The organism is Bradyrhizobium sp. Ghvi (assembly GCF_900115265.1).
Taxonomy (GTDB): Bacteria; Pseudomonadota; Alphaproteobacteria; order Rhizobiales; family Xanthobacteraceae; genus Bradyrhizobium.
The window spans coordinates 170,554-185,103 of record NZ_FOVU01000002.1; the positions used below are offsets into that span (position 1 = coordinate 170,554).

The window sequence follows — 14,550 nt, forward strand, 5'->3', positions numbered from 1 at the left end:
CCCTAGCCTCTTGTCGTGAGGGCCGACAACTGGTCGGTGTCGAAACGGGCGCGCAACTCGCTGATGGCCTTCGCGTCCGGCGGTCCGCTGGCGGTAAGCTTGGCCAACTCCTCGAAGTAGTGCTCGTGCCCCGGCGGAGACACTGTCATGAGCACGCGCGCGGGCTTGTCACTCACATTGGTGATATTGTGGGCGACGCCCGGAGGAATGAAAAGGTAGGTCCCCGGCGTGGCATAGACAATTTCGTCGGCGACGTGCCATTCGCACTCGCCTTCGAGCATGTAGAAAGTCTCTTCCTGCACACGATGAACGTGCCGGCCCGTGGCGAAACCGGCCGGAATCGTCCAATCGAACATGCTGGTGTGTCGGGCATCCTCCCCCGTCACCAGAAAGGCCATCGGCTGGCCGCGCAGCATCACTCCCCGGGTTTCGCCGGGCCTGCGGATGAGCGGCTTTGGGTTCATGTGGTTCCTCCGTGGCTGGTCGCTTCAGTGCGCGACAACGGAAGCATCTTGGTCCGCCTACTCTTGGAAGTAGCAAAGCAGTGCGGAAAATATTGCAAAAAACCTGCGAAATGTGCCCTTCTTCAGCAATGGTCGCGATCCTTGAGTTTGGTCCCTTTCGCCTGGACGCCGATGCTGGGATTCTGTTCCGCGGAGCCGAGCCGACACCACTCGGCCAGCGCGCAGTGCTGCTCCTGGCGCTGCTGGTGCGGCGAGCCGGCGAGCCAGTGTCCAAGGATGCCCTGATCGAAGCGGCGTGGCCCGCCCAGGCGATTGAAGACAGCAATCTGACCGTCCAGATTGCCGCCGTTCGGCGGACGCTGGCGGATGCCTCCGGGGAGGCGCAATGGATCGAGACATTGCCACGGCGCGGCTATCGCTATGTCGGACCAGCCGTGATGGAATCTGCAAAAGACCAGTCGTCCGAACCATCCCTGGCCTTGCCCGATCGGCCCTCCATCGCGGTGTTGCCCTTTGCGAACCTGAGCGGTGATGCCGAGCAAGACTATTTTGCCGACGGAATGGTCGACGACATCATCACCGGTCTCTCCCGTATCAACTGGCTATTCGTCATCGCGCGAAATTCCACTTTCACTTACAGGGGCCGGGCGGTCGACGTGAAACAGGTAGGCCGCGAGCTTGGCGTGCGCTACGTCCTCGAGGGCAGCGTCCGGAAAACCGGTGGCAATGTGCGCATCACGGGTCAGTTGATCGATGCCTCGACCGGCATACATGTGTGGGCCGAGCGTTATGACCGTCAGTCCGAAGACATTTTCGCGCTTCAGGACGACGTCGCCATGTCGGTCGTAGGCGCCATCGCACCGAGCCTGCGCCGCGCCGAGATCAACAGGGTCAAGCGCAAGCGGCCCGAAAGCCCCGACGCCTATGATCTCGTTCTGCGTGCCCAGCCCGACGTCGATTCCGGGATGCCAGAACAGGTGATCCAGGCTCTTGTGCTGCTCGAACGTGCGATCGCGCTCGAGCCCTCCTACGCACTGGCGCACGGCAACGCTGCCATGTGTCATCATTGCCTGTTCCTCCGCGCTGGTTTGCAGGAGGCGAGCCGCGCAGCCTCGATCAAGCATGCGCGCTCAGCCATCGCCCATGGGCAAGATGACGCACTTGCACTCACGCTGGCGGGCTTTTCGATCGGCATGGATGGGCACGATCGCTATGCGGCATTCACCGCGCTCGATGCCGCGCTCACGATCAGTCCCTCATCAGCGCTCACCTACATTCTCGGCAGCGTCATGCTCGGCTGGGGTGGCGATGCCGACCGCGCCATTGAATGGAGCGAGCGCGGTATGCGGCTCAGCCCCTTCGACTCCTGGGCCTTCGCTGCCTTTGATGCGCAGGCGATGGGACATTTCCACCGCGGCCGGTTTGAAGAGGCCTGTCGCGCGGCCTACCGCTCGGTTCAAGCCAATCCGCGTCACAGCATCACCCATGTGCAACTGGCGGCGGCGCTCGCAAAGCTTGGCCGATTGCAGGAAGCGAGAGCTGCCGCGGCCCGGGCGCTCGAGTTACACCCCACATTCCGCTACGGCCGTCAATTCCAGGGCGTCAACTGTGATCCCGCGCTGGCAGCGTCGCTTGGTGAGGCGCTTCGCGCCGCAGGACTGCCGGAGTAGCCGTCGAAACTCGCTTCACGTGCAGCGCGCACTCAATCCAGAGGCGCTGAGCTTGGCCATGACCTCGTCGAGATGAGCGCTGTCACGAGTCTCGATGACGAGTTGCAGCAGCGTCGCCTTGGCCGGCAGGTCGGAGAAAGTCCGCTGGTGCGAGACCTCGATGATGTTGGCGCCGGCTTCCGCCAGCAGCGCTGCGACCGCGGCCAATTGGCCGGGTCTGTCGGGAATATCAAGCGAGAGCTGCGTCAACCTCCCCTCGCGCGCGAGCTCGCGTGTCAGCACCGAGGCGATCAGCCTCGTGTCGATGTTACCGCCGCTCAAGACCAGGCCGACCTTCTCGCCGGCAAAGCGCGGGGGATCGGACATGATCGCCGCAAGGCCTGCGGCGCCGGCACCCTCGACAACCGTCTTCTCGATCGAAATCAAGGTTGAAACCGCGCGCTCGAGCTCGGCTTCGTTGACGAGCGCAATGTCGTCGACGAGGCGGCGGATGATTTCCGTGGTGATCTTCCCCGGAGATTTGACCGCAATGCCTTCCGCGAGCGTATCGCCGCGCGCCGGCAGATTGCTGCCATGGATGGCGTTGTACATTGAGGGATAGAGCCAAGCCTCCACGCCGAGAATCCGCAGCGACGGCTTGATCGCTTTCGCGGCAATGGCAATGCCGCTGATCAGGCCGCCGCCGCCGATCGGAACGACCAGCGTATCGAGCTCCGGCACCGCCTTGAGGATCTCCAGTCCCACCGTACCCTGTCCCGCAATGACCAGCGGATCGTCATAGGGATGGACGAAGATCATGCCGCGCGCTTCGCCGTGGCTCCGCGCAAACGCGGCCGCCTCCTCCAGCGTTGCGCCTGTCACGATCACCTCGGCCCCATGATGCCTGGTATTCTCGACCTTCACCATCGGCGTGCCCACAGGCATCACGATGGTGGCGGGAATGCCGAGCCGTTTGGCATGATAGGCGACGCCTTGCGCGTGGTTGCCCGCGGACATGGCGACCACGCCGCGCGCACGTTCCTCCGGAGTCAACGCGGTGAGCCGGTTCAGCGCCCCGCGCTCCTTGAACGAGGATGTGAACTGGAGGTTTTCGAATTTGAGCCAGAGCTCGCAGCCGCAGATGTTGCTCAGGGTGCGGCTGTAGCTGCAGGGCGTCTCGACGATGGCACCGCGGATGATCTGTGCGGCTACATCGATGTCCCCGGGTACGACCGGGAGGTCGCTCAGATCTGGGATTGCGGTTGGGGATATCTCAGCCATGGGACAGCATAGAGCATTTGGCCAGTCCAGGCGATAAGCCAACCGCTATTTGGTAAACTCCCGGGATCGTGAGCCCCGCCACAACGTCCACAGCGTGCGCAGCCGCGACGGCGGCTGCAGCGCGAATGGATTGCGCCCCGGCCGCGACAGCCGATCGAGATCAGCCCGCGCCTGGCTCAGCGGCAGGAAGGCCGGCCGCACGGACGGGGGCACCTGCACCAGCAGCGACGAGGCTGTCGCCAGATGCTGCCGGGCTTCGGCGATGAGCTGGTTCAGTACAGCGTGGAGATTGGGCGTCTCCTTGCCCGCGAACACATCCTCCATGGCGCAGCCATGGCTGGCCAAGACCTGCTGCGGCAAGAACAACTGCCGGTGGGACGAGTCCCGCGGCAAGTTGGCAATCACCTGGAGGATGCCCTGCGCCAGCCCGGCGTGCCGCGCGAGGTGCTCGGCCGCATCCGAATCATCGCCCATGATCCGCGCCGCGAGCGCGAACAGCGCCGAAGAGGTGGCGGCCAGATAGCCTTCCAGCGCCGCCATGGTCGGCATCGGGTCGTTGTAGAGATCGAACTGATGCTCGTCGACGAGCAGCGACAACGGCTCGACCGGCAGGTCAAAATCGCGGATGGCGCGCAGGAGCTCCGCCGCCACTGGATTGCCCTCGGCGCTGCCGTGAACGAGGCCCGAGAACAGATCGGTCCACCATTGAAACCGGATCTCGCCCGGCAAGGGCTGGCTCACCTGATCGCGGACGCGGACGATCTCGACATTGAAGGCGTAGAGCGCCAGCAGCGCACGGCGCTCTTCAGCGGGGGCGAACAGGGTCGCGACATAGCGCGGAAAGTCGTGCCTGCGCACGAGGTCGGCGCAGAACGTCACCGTGTCGGGCGGCGTCGCAGCGCGGCTCATGGCACGGCAATCAACGCAGCCGCGACGCGGCGCCGTTCGCCGATCATGATGTTGTAGGTGCGCACCGCGGGGCCGGTCTGCATGGTGTCCAGCACCACCCTGACCGCCTTCAACGCTTGGCGTAGGTCCGGCGGCGGCAGCCACACGCCGGTTCCGGTGCCGACCAGGAGCGTGTCGATGCTGTTGGCAGCCGCAAAAACCCGGTCCAGCGAATAGCGGTCGATCTTGGTGGGATCAGTCACGTCCCAGGCCCAGATCGCATCAGGCAGGCAGAGCAGCGAGCCCCGGTGCGACATGCCGGCAAACGCGAATCCGCCCTTACCATAGGCCTCGATCGGCGCCGAGCGCGGGAAATGGGGAGCGTTGGGATCGCCGGCCATGAGCTTCGTCCGAATGAGCCTGCTACCCTCGCAAACTCCCGCGAGGGCACGCGGTTCGGATCATGCCTTGCTTTTCTTCGCCGGGGGAGCCTCGTCCTTGGCATCTTCGCGATGCTCGCCGACACCGAGATAGATCAGGATCGGCGCCGCGATGAAGATCGAGGTGTAAGTACCCACCAGGACCACGCCGAACATCATGACCGCCGTGAAGCTGTGGATGGCGTGACCACCGAACAGCAGCAACGCGAGCAGCGCCAGCGTCACGGTGAAGTGCGTGATGATCGAACGCGACAGCGTCGAATTGATGGACTCGTTCAGCAGCTGCGGCATCGGCATCTTCTTGTACCGCCGCAGCATTTCACGAATGCGGTCATAGATGACGACCGTGTCGTTCAGCGAGTAGCCCAGAATGGTCAAGAGCGCCGCGATGCTGGTCAAGTCGAAGTCGACCTGGCTGATCGACATGAAGCCGATGGTCAGCACGATGTCGTGCACGTTGGCGATCATGGCGCCCAGCGCGAACTGCCATTCGAACCGGAACCAAAGATAGATCAGGATCGCGCCGATCGCGAGCATCAGGCCGGCCATGCCCCAACCCAGCAGCTCGCCGGAGACACGCGGGCCAACCACCTCGACGCGGCGATACTCCACGGACTCGCCGAGGGCGCCACGAACCTTGTCCACCGCTTCCTGCTGCGCCTTGTCGCCACCCGGCTGCTCGGCAACGCGAAGCAGCACGTCGGCGGGGCCGCCGAATTGCTGCAGCTGGACTTCGCCGAGCCCGAGGCTGCCGAGGGTGCTACGCATCTGCGCGAGGTCGGCCGTGCCCGATTTGGCGCGCACCTCCATCAAGGTGCCGCCCTTGAAGTCGATGCCGAAGTTCAGGCCATGGGTGAAGAACAGTGTGATGGCGACGATCGACAGCACGGCCGAGATCGGAAAGCTGATGCGGCGAAAGCGCGTGAAGTCGAAATGCGTGTTGTCCGGGACGATCCGCAGCGACGGCATGACGCCCAGCACGCTGACCACGGTCAGCGCGGCAATCAGCACGCCAAGAGAAATGAGAACGAGTTGAGTAGTGGTCACAGCCGGCCTCGAATGATCAAATCGGCACAGTCTTCGGCCGCTTCCACTGCACCCACCACGCCACGATCAGGCGGGTCATGGTGAAGGCGGTGAACACAGTGGTGATGATGCCGATACCGAGCGTTACAGCGAAACCGCGCACCGGTCCGGTGCCGATCATGAACAGCACGGCAGCGGCAATGAAGGTCGTGATGTTGGAATCGAGAATGGTCGCGAGCGCCCGCTTGAAGCCGGCGTCGATCGCCGAGATCGGGGTTCTCCCGCCGCGCAGCTCCTCGCGGATGCGCTCATAGATCAGCACGTTGGAGTCGACCGCGATACCGACGGTGAGCACGATACCGGCGATGCCGGGCAGCGTCAGCGTGGCGCTGAGCAGCGACAACAGGCCGAAGATCATCGCGACGTTGATGGTCACCGCAATGTTGGCGAACACACCGAACAGCCGATAGGTCAGGAGCATGAACACGACGACCAGAATCGAGCCGACATAGGCCGCAAGCTCGCCCTTCTCGATCGAGTCCTGGCCGAGGCCCGGACCGACGGTGCGCTCCTCGACCACGGTGAGCGGCGCCGGCAACGCGCCGGCGCGGAGCAGGATCGCAAGGTCGTTGGCCGACTGCACGGTGAAACTGCCGGAGATCTGGCCCTGGCCGCCGGTGATCGGTTCGCGAATGACCGGCGCCGAGATCACCTTGCCGTCGAGGATGATCGCGAAGGGCACCCCGACATTCTCCTGCGTGGCTTGCGCGAACTTGCGCGCGCCAGACGTATTGAAGGTGAAGCTGACCACCGGCTCGTTGGTACGCTGGTCAAAGGTCGCCTGGGCGTTGGTCAGATCGCCGCCCGCAACCAGAACCTGCTTTTTGACGACGTAGTTGGACGGCGGAGGGTTGGCGGCCGGCAGGATCTCGGCATCCGGGGGCAGCCTGCCCTGCTGCGCCTGATCAAGCGGCACCGAGGGATCGACCATGCGGAATTCCATCTTCGCGGTCTTGCCCAGCAGTTCCTTCAAATGGGTGGGATCCTGCAAGCCCGGTACCTGCACCAGGATGCGGTCGTTACCCTGACGCTGGATGATCGGCTCGACGGTGCCGAGCTCGTTGACGCGCTTCTCGACGATCTGGATCGATTGCTCGATGGTCTTGCGCATGCGCTCGATCATCGCGGACTCGGGAATACTGAGCCGGATCAGTCCGCCACCGGCGTCGGTGACTTCAAGATCGCGCTGACCGCTGGACCCCATCAGGCCGCCAATCGGCTGCGCAAGATCGCGCAACTTGGCGAGCGCCGGCTGGGCATCCGCATCCCTGATGCGTACCTCGACAGCATCGCCCTTCGTTACAATACCGGTGTAACCGATCCTGGCCTCGCGCAGCACGCGACGAACGTCGTCGCGAATCTGGTCGAGCTTTTCCTTCTTCACATAGTTGGCGTCGACCTCGAGCTGCAGAGAGGAGCCGCCCTGCAAGTCGAGACCCAACACCAGGCGCCGCTGCGCCCAGGTGGGCCAGGTCTTGACCTTCGCCTCGGGGAAGAAGTTCGGGACCGCGCAGAGGCACACGATCAGCGCCGTCAGGATAATCCCGAGCGCCTTCCACCGCGTGAAATACAACATCGACTGGACCTGTCAGATCAGGAGATTCGAAACACTCGCGGGGAAGGACTCACTTCGCCGCGGCGTCGTCCTTGGCGCTTTCCTTCGCGCTGTCCTTGGCCGGCTCGCCCTTGGCGCGCACGCCCGAGATCATCGACCGCATCTGGCGCACGCGCACGCCATCCGAAATCTCGAACTCGATCTGGTCGTCATCGACCACCTTGGTGACCTTGCCGACCAGGCCGCCCGAGGTCACGACCGTGTCGCCGCGACGGATGTTCTTCACGAGCTCGGCGTGGTCCTTCACCTTCTTCTGCTGCGGGCGCAGAATCAGGAAGTACATGATCACGAAGATCAGGGCGAACGGCAGCAGCGACATCAACATGCTGTTGGTGTCGCCGGCGCCCGCGGCCTGGGCATACGCAGGGGTAATCAGCATTCGGACGATCCTCGTGGAAACGGGGGAAGCCGGTCAGGCCTCGACGGCGACCGGTTCGGTCAAATTCGCGCGGACTATAGCGACCACCGCCCCAATTGCAACGCTGCCAGACCGCCCTTTTGGCCACCTTGCGGCGCGCGGTCAGGCCCGATAAGGCTGCATTCTCAGGAACTTCGAACATGCCCAAAAACCTTCGCAAAAGCCCGGCCGGCAAAGGCCCCCGTATCCCTGCCACGAAGCCCGCCCAGGTCGCGGCAAAACGCCCCAAGGTCGCCCAAAAGGCCGCCTCGAGGGCTCCCCTGAAGGCGGCCCCTGACTTCGCCCAAGAACGCGTCGTCCGGGCACTGGAGACCATTGCGGCGCATCTCGCAGCCCAGGGCAGACCGGCCGTCGAACGCGAGTCGTTCGAACGGGCCGACGCCTATGTCTGGCATCCCGACGGCCGTCTGGCCGCGGTGCCACGAGTCAGCCGCGTCGAGCTGTTTCTGCTGAAGGGCGTCGACCGGATGCGCGACATCCTGATGGAGAACACCGAGCGCTTCGCCAATGGCCTGCCCGCCAACAACGCCCTGCTTTGGGGGGCGCGTGGCATGGGCAAGTCGTCTTTGGTGAAGGCGGCGCATGCCAGCATCAATGCCGACCGCAAGCCCTCCGACAGATTGAAGCTGATCGAAATCCACCGCGAGGACATCGAGAGCCTGCCGATGCTGATGGAGAAGCTTCGCGACGCGAACTTCCGCTTCATCGTGTTCATTGACGACCTCTCCTTCGACGGCAACGACGCATCCTACAAATCGCTCAAGGCCGTGCTCGAAGGCGGCATCGAGGGCCGGCCGGAGAACGTCGTCCTCTACGCCACCTCCAACCGCCGCCATCTGCTGGCGCGCGACATGATCGAGAACGAACGCTCGACCGCGATCAATCCCGGCGAAGCCGTGGAGGAGAAGGTGTCGCTGTCCGATCGCTTCGGCCTCTGGCTGGGCTTCCACCGTTGCAGTCAGGACGAATACCTCGCGATGGTGCGCGGCTATTGCGGCCATTTCGCCATCAAGATCGACGATGAGGCGCTGGAGCGCGAGGCGCTGGAATGGTCGACCACGCGCGGCTCGCGCTCGGGCCGTGTCGCCTGGCAATTCGTGCAGGAACTGGCGGGCCGGTTAGGTGTGAAGCTGACGGCGACGTAGCGGAAACTGCAACTCAGCACACAACTAATATCGCCCGCTTTCGCGGGCGACTGCGTTCTTGCGAAGAGAGAACGGGAGGCCTGACGTCGACCTCAAGCCCCATTCAGGAACTGAAGCGGGTCAACCGGGCTCGACCCCTTACGGATCTCGAAGTGGAGCTGCGGCGACGCCACCTCCCCGGATTGACCCGACTTGGCAATGACCTGACCGCGCTTGATGGTATCGCCGCGCTTCACCAACAGCTCACTCGCATGGGCATATGCGGTGACGTAGCCGTTGGAGTGCCGAACCAGGACCAGATTGCCGTAACCCTTCAGCTCGTTGCCGGAATAGGCAACAACGCCGTCTTCCGCTGCCTTGATCGGCGTCCCCTCGGGCACTGCGACGTTGATGCCGTCATTCGACTTGCCGTTGGTCTTGGCGCCGTAGCTCGTGATCACCTTGCCGCGCACCGGCCAGCGGAAGGTCGGCAGCGAGCTCGTGGTCTCTGCCGCTTTCGCCGGCGTCTCGGCTGGCTTCTCTTCGATATTGGCGGTTGCCTGGGCCAGGCGCGCGCTCTGCGCAGGCCCAGCGACGGCAGCCACCTTGGTGGTGGGAACCGGAGTTGCCGCAGCCGGCTGCAGCGCAGCCGCGACGGGGGCCGCCGCAACGGGCGCCGGAGCAAGCGGAGCCACCGCCGCGGTCTTGGCGCCCGGCACGGTCAGCTTGGTGCCGAGCCTGAGCTTGGCCGACGGCTCGAGACCATTGGCGTGGGCGAGCTCGGCCGCGGAGATATGGTTTTTGCGCGCGATGCGGGCGAGCGTGTCGCCGTGATTGACGAAGTGGAAGCTGGACGGCGCAGCTGTTGCAGCGACGGCCTTCGGCGCCACCGCGGGAGCCGCAGCGACCGGAGCAGGTGCACCCGGATGCGGGATGACCAATTGCTGTCCGGGCGAGAGCGCGCGCGGGCCCTTGTAGCCGTTGGCGGCCATGATTGCCTGCGGCGTGACGTGATAGCGCTTGGCGAGCACATCGAGCGTGTCGCTGGTGCCGATGATGATCTTGGTCCCCCCGACCGGTTGGGCGGCCGCGACCGAGCGCGGCGGCACAGTGCCGGTGGTTTCAAGATGCGGCTGGGCCGGCGGCGTGTAGGAGCCGAGGCCACGCCCGCCTCCCGAGACGCCCCCACCCGCGGCGACGGGATAGGATTGCGGTGCGGCAACCGCTGGCGGCGCCAAGGGCTGCGATTGGTAATAGCCGGGCTGGGTCTGCGGCCGCGCATATTGCGGCAGCTCACGCTGCGGAGGCGGAGCCTGCTGCACCGAACCCGTCGATTCAGAGAAGGGATTGGAGAAGTTCGACTGGGACAGCCGCGACGACATGTCGGCACTGCACCCTGCGAAGCTGAAGGAGATCAGCGCCAGCACCGCGACCTGCGGTACGCGGCGCGAGTAAAGCAACTCGGCGACAACAGACATGGTTACTCACTCGTACGCAACAAAACTGGTGTTTTAAGTAAACACGCGCCGAGTAAATAACGGCTTAACCCTCCCAATAAGATGTTGGATGTGCAACCAATCCGGAGTTCTACAGCTCCCGCGCCACTCCGGGCAGCGCCGGCACGAAGCGGACCTCGACGAGTTCCTTGCGTTCGATGCCGGCTTCGGTCCGGCTGAGGCGGGTCAGCATCTGCACGCCCTGATGCGGGCCAACCGGAGCGATCAGAATGCCGCCGATGTCGAGCCGCTCGATCAGGTTCTGCGGAATCTGCTCTACCGCGGCGGTGACGATGATGCGGTCGAACGGGCCGATGTTCGGCGGCAAATTGAGACCGTCGCCGAGCATCACCTCGACATTGTGACAATCCAGCTTCTCAAGCCTGGCGCGTGCCGCGTCAGCAAGCTTGCGGTAGCGCTCGACCGTCAGCACCTGGCCCGCGAGCCGCGATAAAACGGCGGCCTGGTAACCCGAGCCAGCACCGATTTCGAGGACACGGTGCTGCTTCTGGAGCTGGAGCTGCTCGGTCATGTACGCAACGACGAAGGGCTGGCTGATGGTCTGCCCGCAGGCGATCGGCAAGGCACTGTCGCGATACGCGCTGTCGCGATCGGAGCCCTCGACGAACATCTCGCGCGGCACCTCCTCCATGGCCCGCAATACGGTCTGATCGCTGATTCCGCGACGCCTCAGCGTCAGCTGAAACATCATCTTTTCCGGTGGAGGCTGGTTGGAAATCATCGCTCTGCTTATGTCGTCTAATCGGGGGCGGCATCGACGTCTTCAGCGCCAATACCCAGACCCGGAATCTTGTTCCCGTTCAGGAACCCATGATAGCCTCACGGCTTGGCATTTTGACCACAAATCGGCTTGCGGCGGAGGCGCCACTGCAGCCTTTTCAAGTGTCGGTCGGCCGAAACGCACATTGCTTCGATTCGTGTTATCTGCGAACGTTTTCGGGAATGGGCAAGGACTCAACGACAATGACCGCCACAGGGCTTTCTGGCCGCTCTGTATTCCTCGTCGAGGACGAGGTGATGATCCGAATGATGGTTGCGGATATGCTGGAAGAGCTTGGCTACAAGGTCGCAGCCGAAGCGGGAGACATCACGGAGGCAATGCGGCTCGCCCAGGTCACCGACTTCGACATCGCCATCCTCGACGTCAACGTGAATGGCAAGGTCATTTCCCCCGTTGCCGACGTCATCAAGGCCAAGGGTTGCCCCTTCATCTTCGCAACCGGCTACGGCTCGTCGGGCCTGCCCGAGCAGTATCGCGACCGGCCTGCCCTTCAGAAGCCGTTTCAGCTCGACGCGCTCGGCAAGACCATCGAAGCCGCGCTTCGCAGCGACTAGCTCCTACTTGAGTGTCGCGCTCAACTCTTCGGAAAACGCTTCATTGGTGCGATCCAGCCGAAGCGGCGTGACTGAAACATAGCGGTCACGCAGCGCTGCGAGATCGGTGCCGTCCGCCGGCGTGTCCATCATCGCTGCGCGCTCGAAGCCGATCCAGAAATAGGGATTGTTGCGGCCGTCCCTGCGTTCGTCGATCCGCAGGAAACCGAGGTTGCGCTTGCCCTGCCGTGTCACGCGAATGCCAAGCACGTCTTCCGGCGCGCAAGACGGGAAGTTGACGTTGATCACGGTGTCCTTGGGGATGCCGGCCTTGATCACCTTGCGCAGAATGTCGGGGCCAAACTTGCGCGCGGTGTCCCACGGCGGCCGCTCGCGCGTCTCGACGCTGAATTCCTGCGACAGCGCAAATGATGGGATCCCCAGGATGGTGCCTTCGAGCGCGCCAGCGATGGTGCCTGAATAGACCACGTCCTCGGCAACGTTACGGCCCTTGTTGACGCCGGAGAGCACGACATCCGGCAGCTTGGTACCGAGGATATGGCGTGCGCCCATGATCACGCAATCGGTCGGCGTGCCGCGCACCGCGAAGTGCCGCGGCCCGACTTCGCGCAGGCGCAGGGGATCGTTCAGCGACAGCGAGTGGGATACGCCGGATTGATCTAGCTCGGGCGCCACCACCCACACATCGTCGGAAAGCGCGCGTGCAATCTCCTCCACAACCTTGAGGCCGGGAGCGTGGATGCCGTCGTCGTTGGTGCAGAGAATGCGCATGCCGGTGGCCGATTCCTGAAGTGATGCCAGGCCGTCTTATCCGGCTGGGACCGATCAGGCAAACCGGCTTCGACGCAGGTCCCACCCGCGATCCCGCAACGCAGCAATAGATGCCACGCGCCTTACCGGCGGACACGCCATTGTGGCAGGAAGCGCGCGAGCCTGCCTTCGGCTCGCAGCTGCATCGCAGGGAAGGCCGGGCTCACGACGGGGGCCTCAATCACACCGAGCGCCTTCAGCTGTGCGAGAAACGGCGCCGATACGGGGTTCTCGGGAAAACGCTCGCGCGCCAGCTTCAGCGCCTTGTCGAAGTCCTCGGCATTGACCCCCGGCTTCGCCCGCCGGCTCTGCACCAGGCTATCGTCCCAAAGACGCGCAATGCCGATGTCCAGCACACCACGCAAGCGCTGGTCGACCGCCTGGATGCCGGCGCCGGTCACCGCCCATTGTCGGCCGACCCAAAAGATGTCGCGATGCAAGGCCATGGATGGTCGGTCCGCGTTGACGGCTGGCCGGCAGGATAACCGGCCGCCCGATCTTCGCAACCAAACGTTTTGACGTTCAGGCCGGCAATCGCCCTACTCGCGCGCAATCACCTTCAGCCCGCCCATATAGGGCTGGAGCACGCTGGGGACGGCAATCGAGCCATCTTCCTGCTGGTAGGTTTCCATCACGGCGATCAACGCGCGACCGACCGCTGTGCCCGAGCCGTTCAGTGTGTGCACGAAACGCGGCTTGCCGTCCGGGCCGCGCGAGCGTGCATCCATCCGCCGCGCCTGAAAGTCGCCGCAGACCGAGCAGCTCGAGATCTCGCGGAACATGCCGCCGTCGCCCTGCCCGGGCATCCACACCTCGATGTCATAGGTTTTTTGCGCCGAGAACCCCATATCCCCTGCGCATAGAGTCATCACGCGATAATGCAGGTCGAGCTTTTGCAGCACCTGCTCGGCGCAGGACAACATCCGCTCCAGCTCGTCCTTGCTGGTCTCGGGCGTGGTGATCGAGACTAGCTCGACCTTGGTGAACTGGTGCTGGCGGATCATCCCACGCGTATCGCGTCCCGCCGCGCCCGCCTCGGCGCGGAAGCACGGCGTAAGCGCGGTCAAGCGCATCGGCAGCTGCTTCTCGTCGAGGATGGATTCACGAACGAGGTTGGTGAGCGAAACCTCCGCCGTCGGGATCAGTCCGAGGCGCTCGGTCTTCAGCCGCTCATGATCAGGCTCTGCGAGCAGTTCGCCCTTGATCGCCCAGAACTGATCGTCTTCGAATTTCGGCAACTGCCCGGTGCCGAACATCACCTCGTTGCGCACGAGCAGCGGCGGGTTGATCTCGGTGTAGCCGTGCTCGGTGGTGTGCAAATCGAGCATGAATTGGCCGATCGCGCGTTCAAGGCGCGCGAGCCCCTTCTTCAGGACGACAAAGCGCGCACCGGAGAGCTTTGCCGCCGCCTCGAAATCCATGTAGCCGAGAGCCGTGCCGAGATCGTCGTGCAGCTTCGGTGCGAAGCCGTAATTGCGTCTGGCGCCGAACACGTGGTGCTGAACGTTGCCGTGCTCGTCGACACCATCGGGCACTTCATCGAACGGAATGTTCGGGATCGCGGACAGCTCTTTGGTCAGCTCCTCGTCGGCAGCTTTTGCAGCGGCCTCGAGCTCCGGCATCGTGGTCTTGAGCTCGGCGACCTCGGCCATCAGCTTGGCCGCGCGTGCCTCGTCCTTGGCCTTCTTGGCGTCACCGATTTCCTTGGATGCCGCGTTCCGCCGCGCCTGCGCCTGCTCCGAGGCCAGGATCGCCGCCCGGCGCCTCTCGTCGATCGCGAGCAGCGAGGCCGACAACGGATCCAAGCCACGCCGGGCGAGGCCTGCGTCAAACGCTTGCGGATTGTCGCGGATCGATTTGATGTCGTGCATGGCTGTTTTCCCGTCATGGCCGGGTTTATCCCGGCCATCCACGTATCTGCCG

Annotated in this window: 15 protein-coding genes; 3 read left to right on the forward strand and 12 right to left on the reverse strand. The window is 64.0% G+C overall.

The features are described 5' to 3' along the window. Positions 1–2: 2 nt before the first annotated feature. Complete coding sequence (locus BM374_RS07495; RefSeq protein WP_092290596.1) at positions 3–464, reverse strand: cupin domain-containing protein; 462 nt, start codon at positions 462–464, stop codon at positions 3–5. A gap of 128 nt (positions 465–592) precedes the next feature. Here BM374_RS07495 and BM374_RS07500 point away from each other — a divergent pair, with 128 nt between their 5' ends. Beyond that, positions 593–2,134: a winged helix-turn-helix domain-containing tetratricopeptide repeat protein gene (locus BM374_RS07500; protein ID WP_092290598.1), complete on the forward strand. Its 1,542-nt coding sequence runs from the start codon at positions 593–595 to the stop codon at positions 2,132–2,134. A 15-nt stretch (positions 2,135–2,149) separates the two neighbouring features. Here BM374_RS07500 and BM374_RS07505 read toward each other — a convergent pair whose 3' ends face one another. The 6 genes from BM374_RS07505 to yajC are packed head-to-tail and all read right to left on the reverse strand — an operon-like array spanning position 2,150 to position 7,802. Then, positions 2,150–3,394: a threonine ammonia-lyase gene (locus BM374_RS07505; RefSeq protein ID WP_092290600.1), complete on the reverse strand. Its 1,245-nt coding sequence runs from the start codon at positions 3,392–3,394 to the stop codon at positions 2,150–2,152. A gap of 45 nt (positions 3,395–3,439) precedes the next feature. Next, positions 3,440–4,303 carry a phytoene/squalene synthase family protein gene (locus BM374_RS07510; protein WP_092290602.1) on the reverse strand — a complete coding sequence of 288 codons (864 nt, stop codon included), beginning with the start codon at positions 4,301–4,303 and terminating at the stop codon, positions 3,440–3,442. Then, the gene (locus BM374_RS07515; RefSeq protein WP_092290604.1) at positions 4,300–4,683 is read right to left on the reverse strand and encodes an Mth938-like domain-containing protein; all 384 of its coding nucleotides are present in this window, start codon (positions 4,681–4,683) and stop codon (positions 4,300–4,302) included. The genes BM374_RS07510 and BM374_RS07515 overlap by 4 nt, the downstream gene beginning before the upstream one ends. Before the next feature lie 60 nt (positions 4,684–4,743). Next, positions 4,744–5,769: a protein translocase subunit SecF gene (secF, locus tag BM374_RS07520; protein ID WP_092290606.1), complete on the reverse strand. Its 1,026-nt coding sequence runs from the start codon at positions 5,767–5,769 to the stop codon at positions 4,744–4,746. Between the two features lie 16 nt (positions 5,770–5,785). After that, a complete protein-coding gene (gene secD, locus BM374_RS07525; protein ID WP_092290608.1) occupies positions 5,786–7,384 on the reverse strand; it encodes a protein translocase subunit SecD in 1,599 nt (532 codons plus the stop codon). A gap of 49 nt (positions 7,385–7,433) precedes the next feature. Further along, on the reverse strand, positions 7,434–7,802 hold the full coding sequence (yajC, locus tag BM374_RS07530; protein WP_092229337.1) for a preprotein translocase subunit YajC: 369 nt from the start codon (positions 7,800–7,802) through the stop codon (positions 7,434–7,436). 179 nt (positions 7,803–7,981) lie between these two features. Here yajC and BM374_RS07535 point away from each other — a divergent pair, with 179 nt between their 5' ends. Beyond that, entirely contained in the window at positions 7,982–8,986 is a 1,005-nt protein-coding gene (locus tag BM374_RS07535; protein WP_092291830.1) for an ATP-binding protein, read from the forward strand. Between the two features lie 92 nt (positions 8,987–9,078). Here BM374_RS07535 and BM374_RS07540 read toward each other — a convergent pair whose 3' ends face one another. Beyond that, positions 9,079–10,443 carry a LysM peptidoglycan-binding domain-containing M23 family metallopeptidase gene (locus BM374_RS07540; RefSeq protein WP_092290610.1) on the reverse strand — a complete coding sequence of 455 codons (1,365 nt, stop codon included), beginning with the start codon at positions 10,441–10,443 and terminating at the stop codon, positions 9,079–9,081. A 109-nt stretch (positions 10,444–10,552) separates the two neighbouring features. Beyond that, positions 10,553–11,203 carry a protein-L-isoaspartate(D-aspartate) O-methyltransferase gene (locus BM374_RS07545; RefSeq protein ID WP_092290612.1) on the reverse strand — a complete coding sequence of 217 codons (651 nt, stop codon included), beginning with the start codon at positions 11,201–11,203 and terminating at the stop codon, positions 10,553–10,555. A 242-nt stretch (positions 11,204–11,445) separates the two neighbouring features. On the opposite strand from BM374_RS07545, the gene BM374_RS07550 reads away from it, so the two are divergent. After that, complete coding sequence (locus tag BM374_RS07550) at positions 11,446–11,817, forward strand: response regulator (protein WP_092291832.1); 372 nt, start codon at positions 11,446–11,448, stop codon at positions 11,815–11,817. A gap of 3 nt (positions 11,818–11,820) precedes the next feature. Here BM374_RS07550 and surE read toward each other — a convergent pair whose 3' ends face one another. The 3 genes from surE to serS form a co-directional block, all read right to left on the reverse strand. Next, positions 11,821–12,588, reverse strand: coding sequence for a 5'/3'-nucleotidase SurE (gene surE, locus BM374_RS07555; protein WP_092290614.1), 768 nt, complete (start codon positions 12,586–12,588; stop codon positions 11,821–11,823). Positions 12,589–12,710: 122 nt separating this feature from the next. Further along, on the reverse strand, positions 12,711–13,073 hold the full coding sequence (locus BM374_RS07560) for a hypothetical protein (protein ID WP_092290616.1): 363 nt from the start codon (positions 13,071–13,073) through the stop codon (positions 12,711–12,713). A gap of 93 nt (positions 13,074–13,166) precedes the next feature. Continuing rightward, a complete protein-coding gene (gene serS, locus BM374_RS07565) occupies positions 13,167–14,498 on the reverse strand; it encodes a serine--tRNA ligase (RefSeq protein WP_092290618.1) in 1,332 nt (443 codons plus the stop codon). Positions 14,499–14,550 lie beyond the last annotated feature (52 nt).

What these genes read in the sequence shown, in the direction of transcription:
- BM374_RS07495 (WP_092290596.1), bottom strand. Translation starts at nt 464, where the DNA reads ATGAACCCAAAGCCGCTCATCCGCAGGCCCGGCGAAACCCGGGGAGTG.
- BM374_RS07500 (WP_092290598.1), top strand. Translation starts at nt 593, where the DNA reads ATGGTCGCGATCCTTGAGTTTGGTCCCTTTCGCCTGGACGCCGATGCT.
- BM374_RS07505 (WP_092290600.1), bottom strand. Translation starts at nt 3,394, where the DNA reads ATGGCTGAGATATCCCCAACCGCAATCCCAGATCTGAGCGACCTCCCG.
- BM374_RS07510 (WP_092290602.1), bottom strand. Translation starts at nt 4,303, where the DNA reads ATGAGCCGCGCTGCGACGCCGCCCGACACGGTGACGTTCTGCGCCGAC.
- BM374_RS07515 (WP_092290604.1), bottom strand. Translation starts at nt 4,683, where the DNA reads ATGGCCGGCGATCCCAACGCTCCCCATTTCCCGCGCTCGGCGCCGATC.
- secD (WP_092290608.1), bottom strand. Translation starts at nt 7,384, where the DNA reads ATGTTGTATTTCACGCGGTGGAAGGCGCTCGGGATTATCCTGACGGCG.
- yajC (WP_092229337.1), bottom strand. Translation starts at nt 7,802, where the DNA reads ATGCTGATTACCCCTGCGTATGCCCAGGCCGCGGGCGCCGGCGACACC.
- BM374_RS07535 (WP_092291830.1), top strand. Translation starts at nt 7,982, where the DNA reads ATGCCCAAAAACCTTCGCAAAAGCCCGGCCGGCAAAGGCCCCCGTATC.
- BM374_RS07540 (WP_092290610.1), bottom strand. Translation starts at nt 10,443, where the DNA reads ATGTCTGTTGTCGCCGAGTTGCTTTACTCGCGCCGCGTACCGCAGGTC.
- BM374_RS07545 (WP_092290612.1), bottom strand. Translation starts at nt 11,203, where the DNA reads ATGATTTCCAACCAGCCTCCACCGGAAAAGATGATGTTTCAGCTGACG.
- BM374_RS07550 (WP_092291832.1), top strand. Translation starts at nt 11,446, where the DNA reads ATGACCGCCACAGGGCTTTCTGGCCGCTCTGTATTCCTCGTCGAGGAC.
- surE (WP_092290614.1), bottom strand. Translation starts at nt 12,588, where the DNA reads ATGCGCATTCTCTGCACCAACGACGACGGCATCCACGCTCCCGGCCTC.
- BM374_RS07560 (WP_092290616.1), bottom strand. Translation starts at nt 13,073, where the DNA reads ATGGCCTTGCATCGCGACATCTTTTGGGTCGGCCGACAATGGGCGGTG.
- serS (WP_092290618.1), bottom strand. Translation starts at nt 14,498, where the DNA reads ATGCACGACATCAAATCGATCCGCGACAATCCGCAAGCGTTTGACGCA.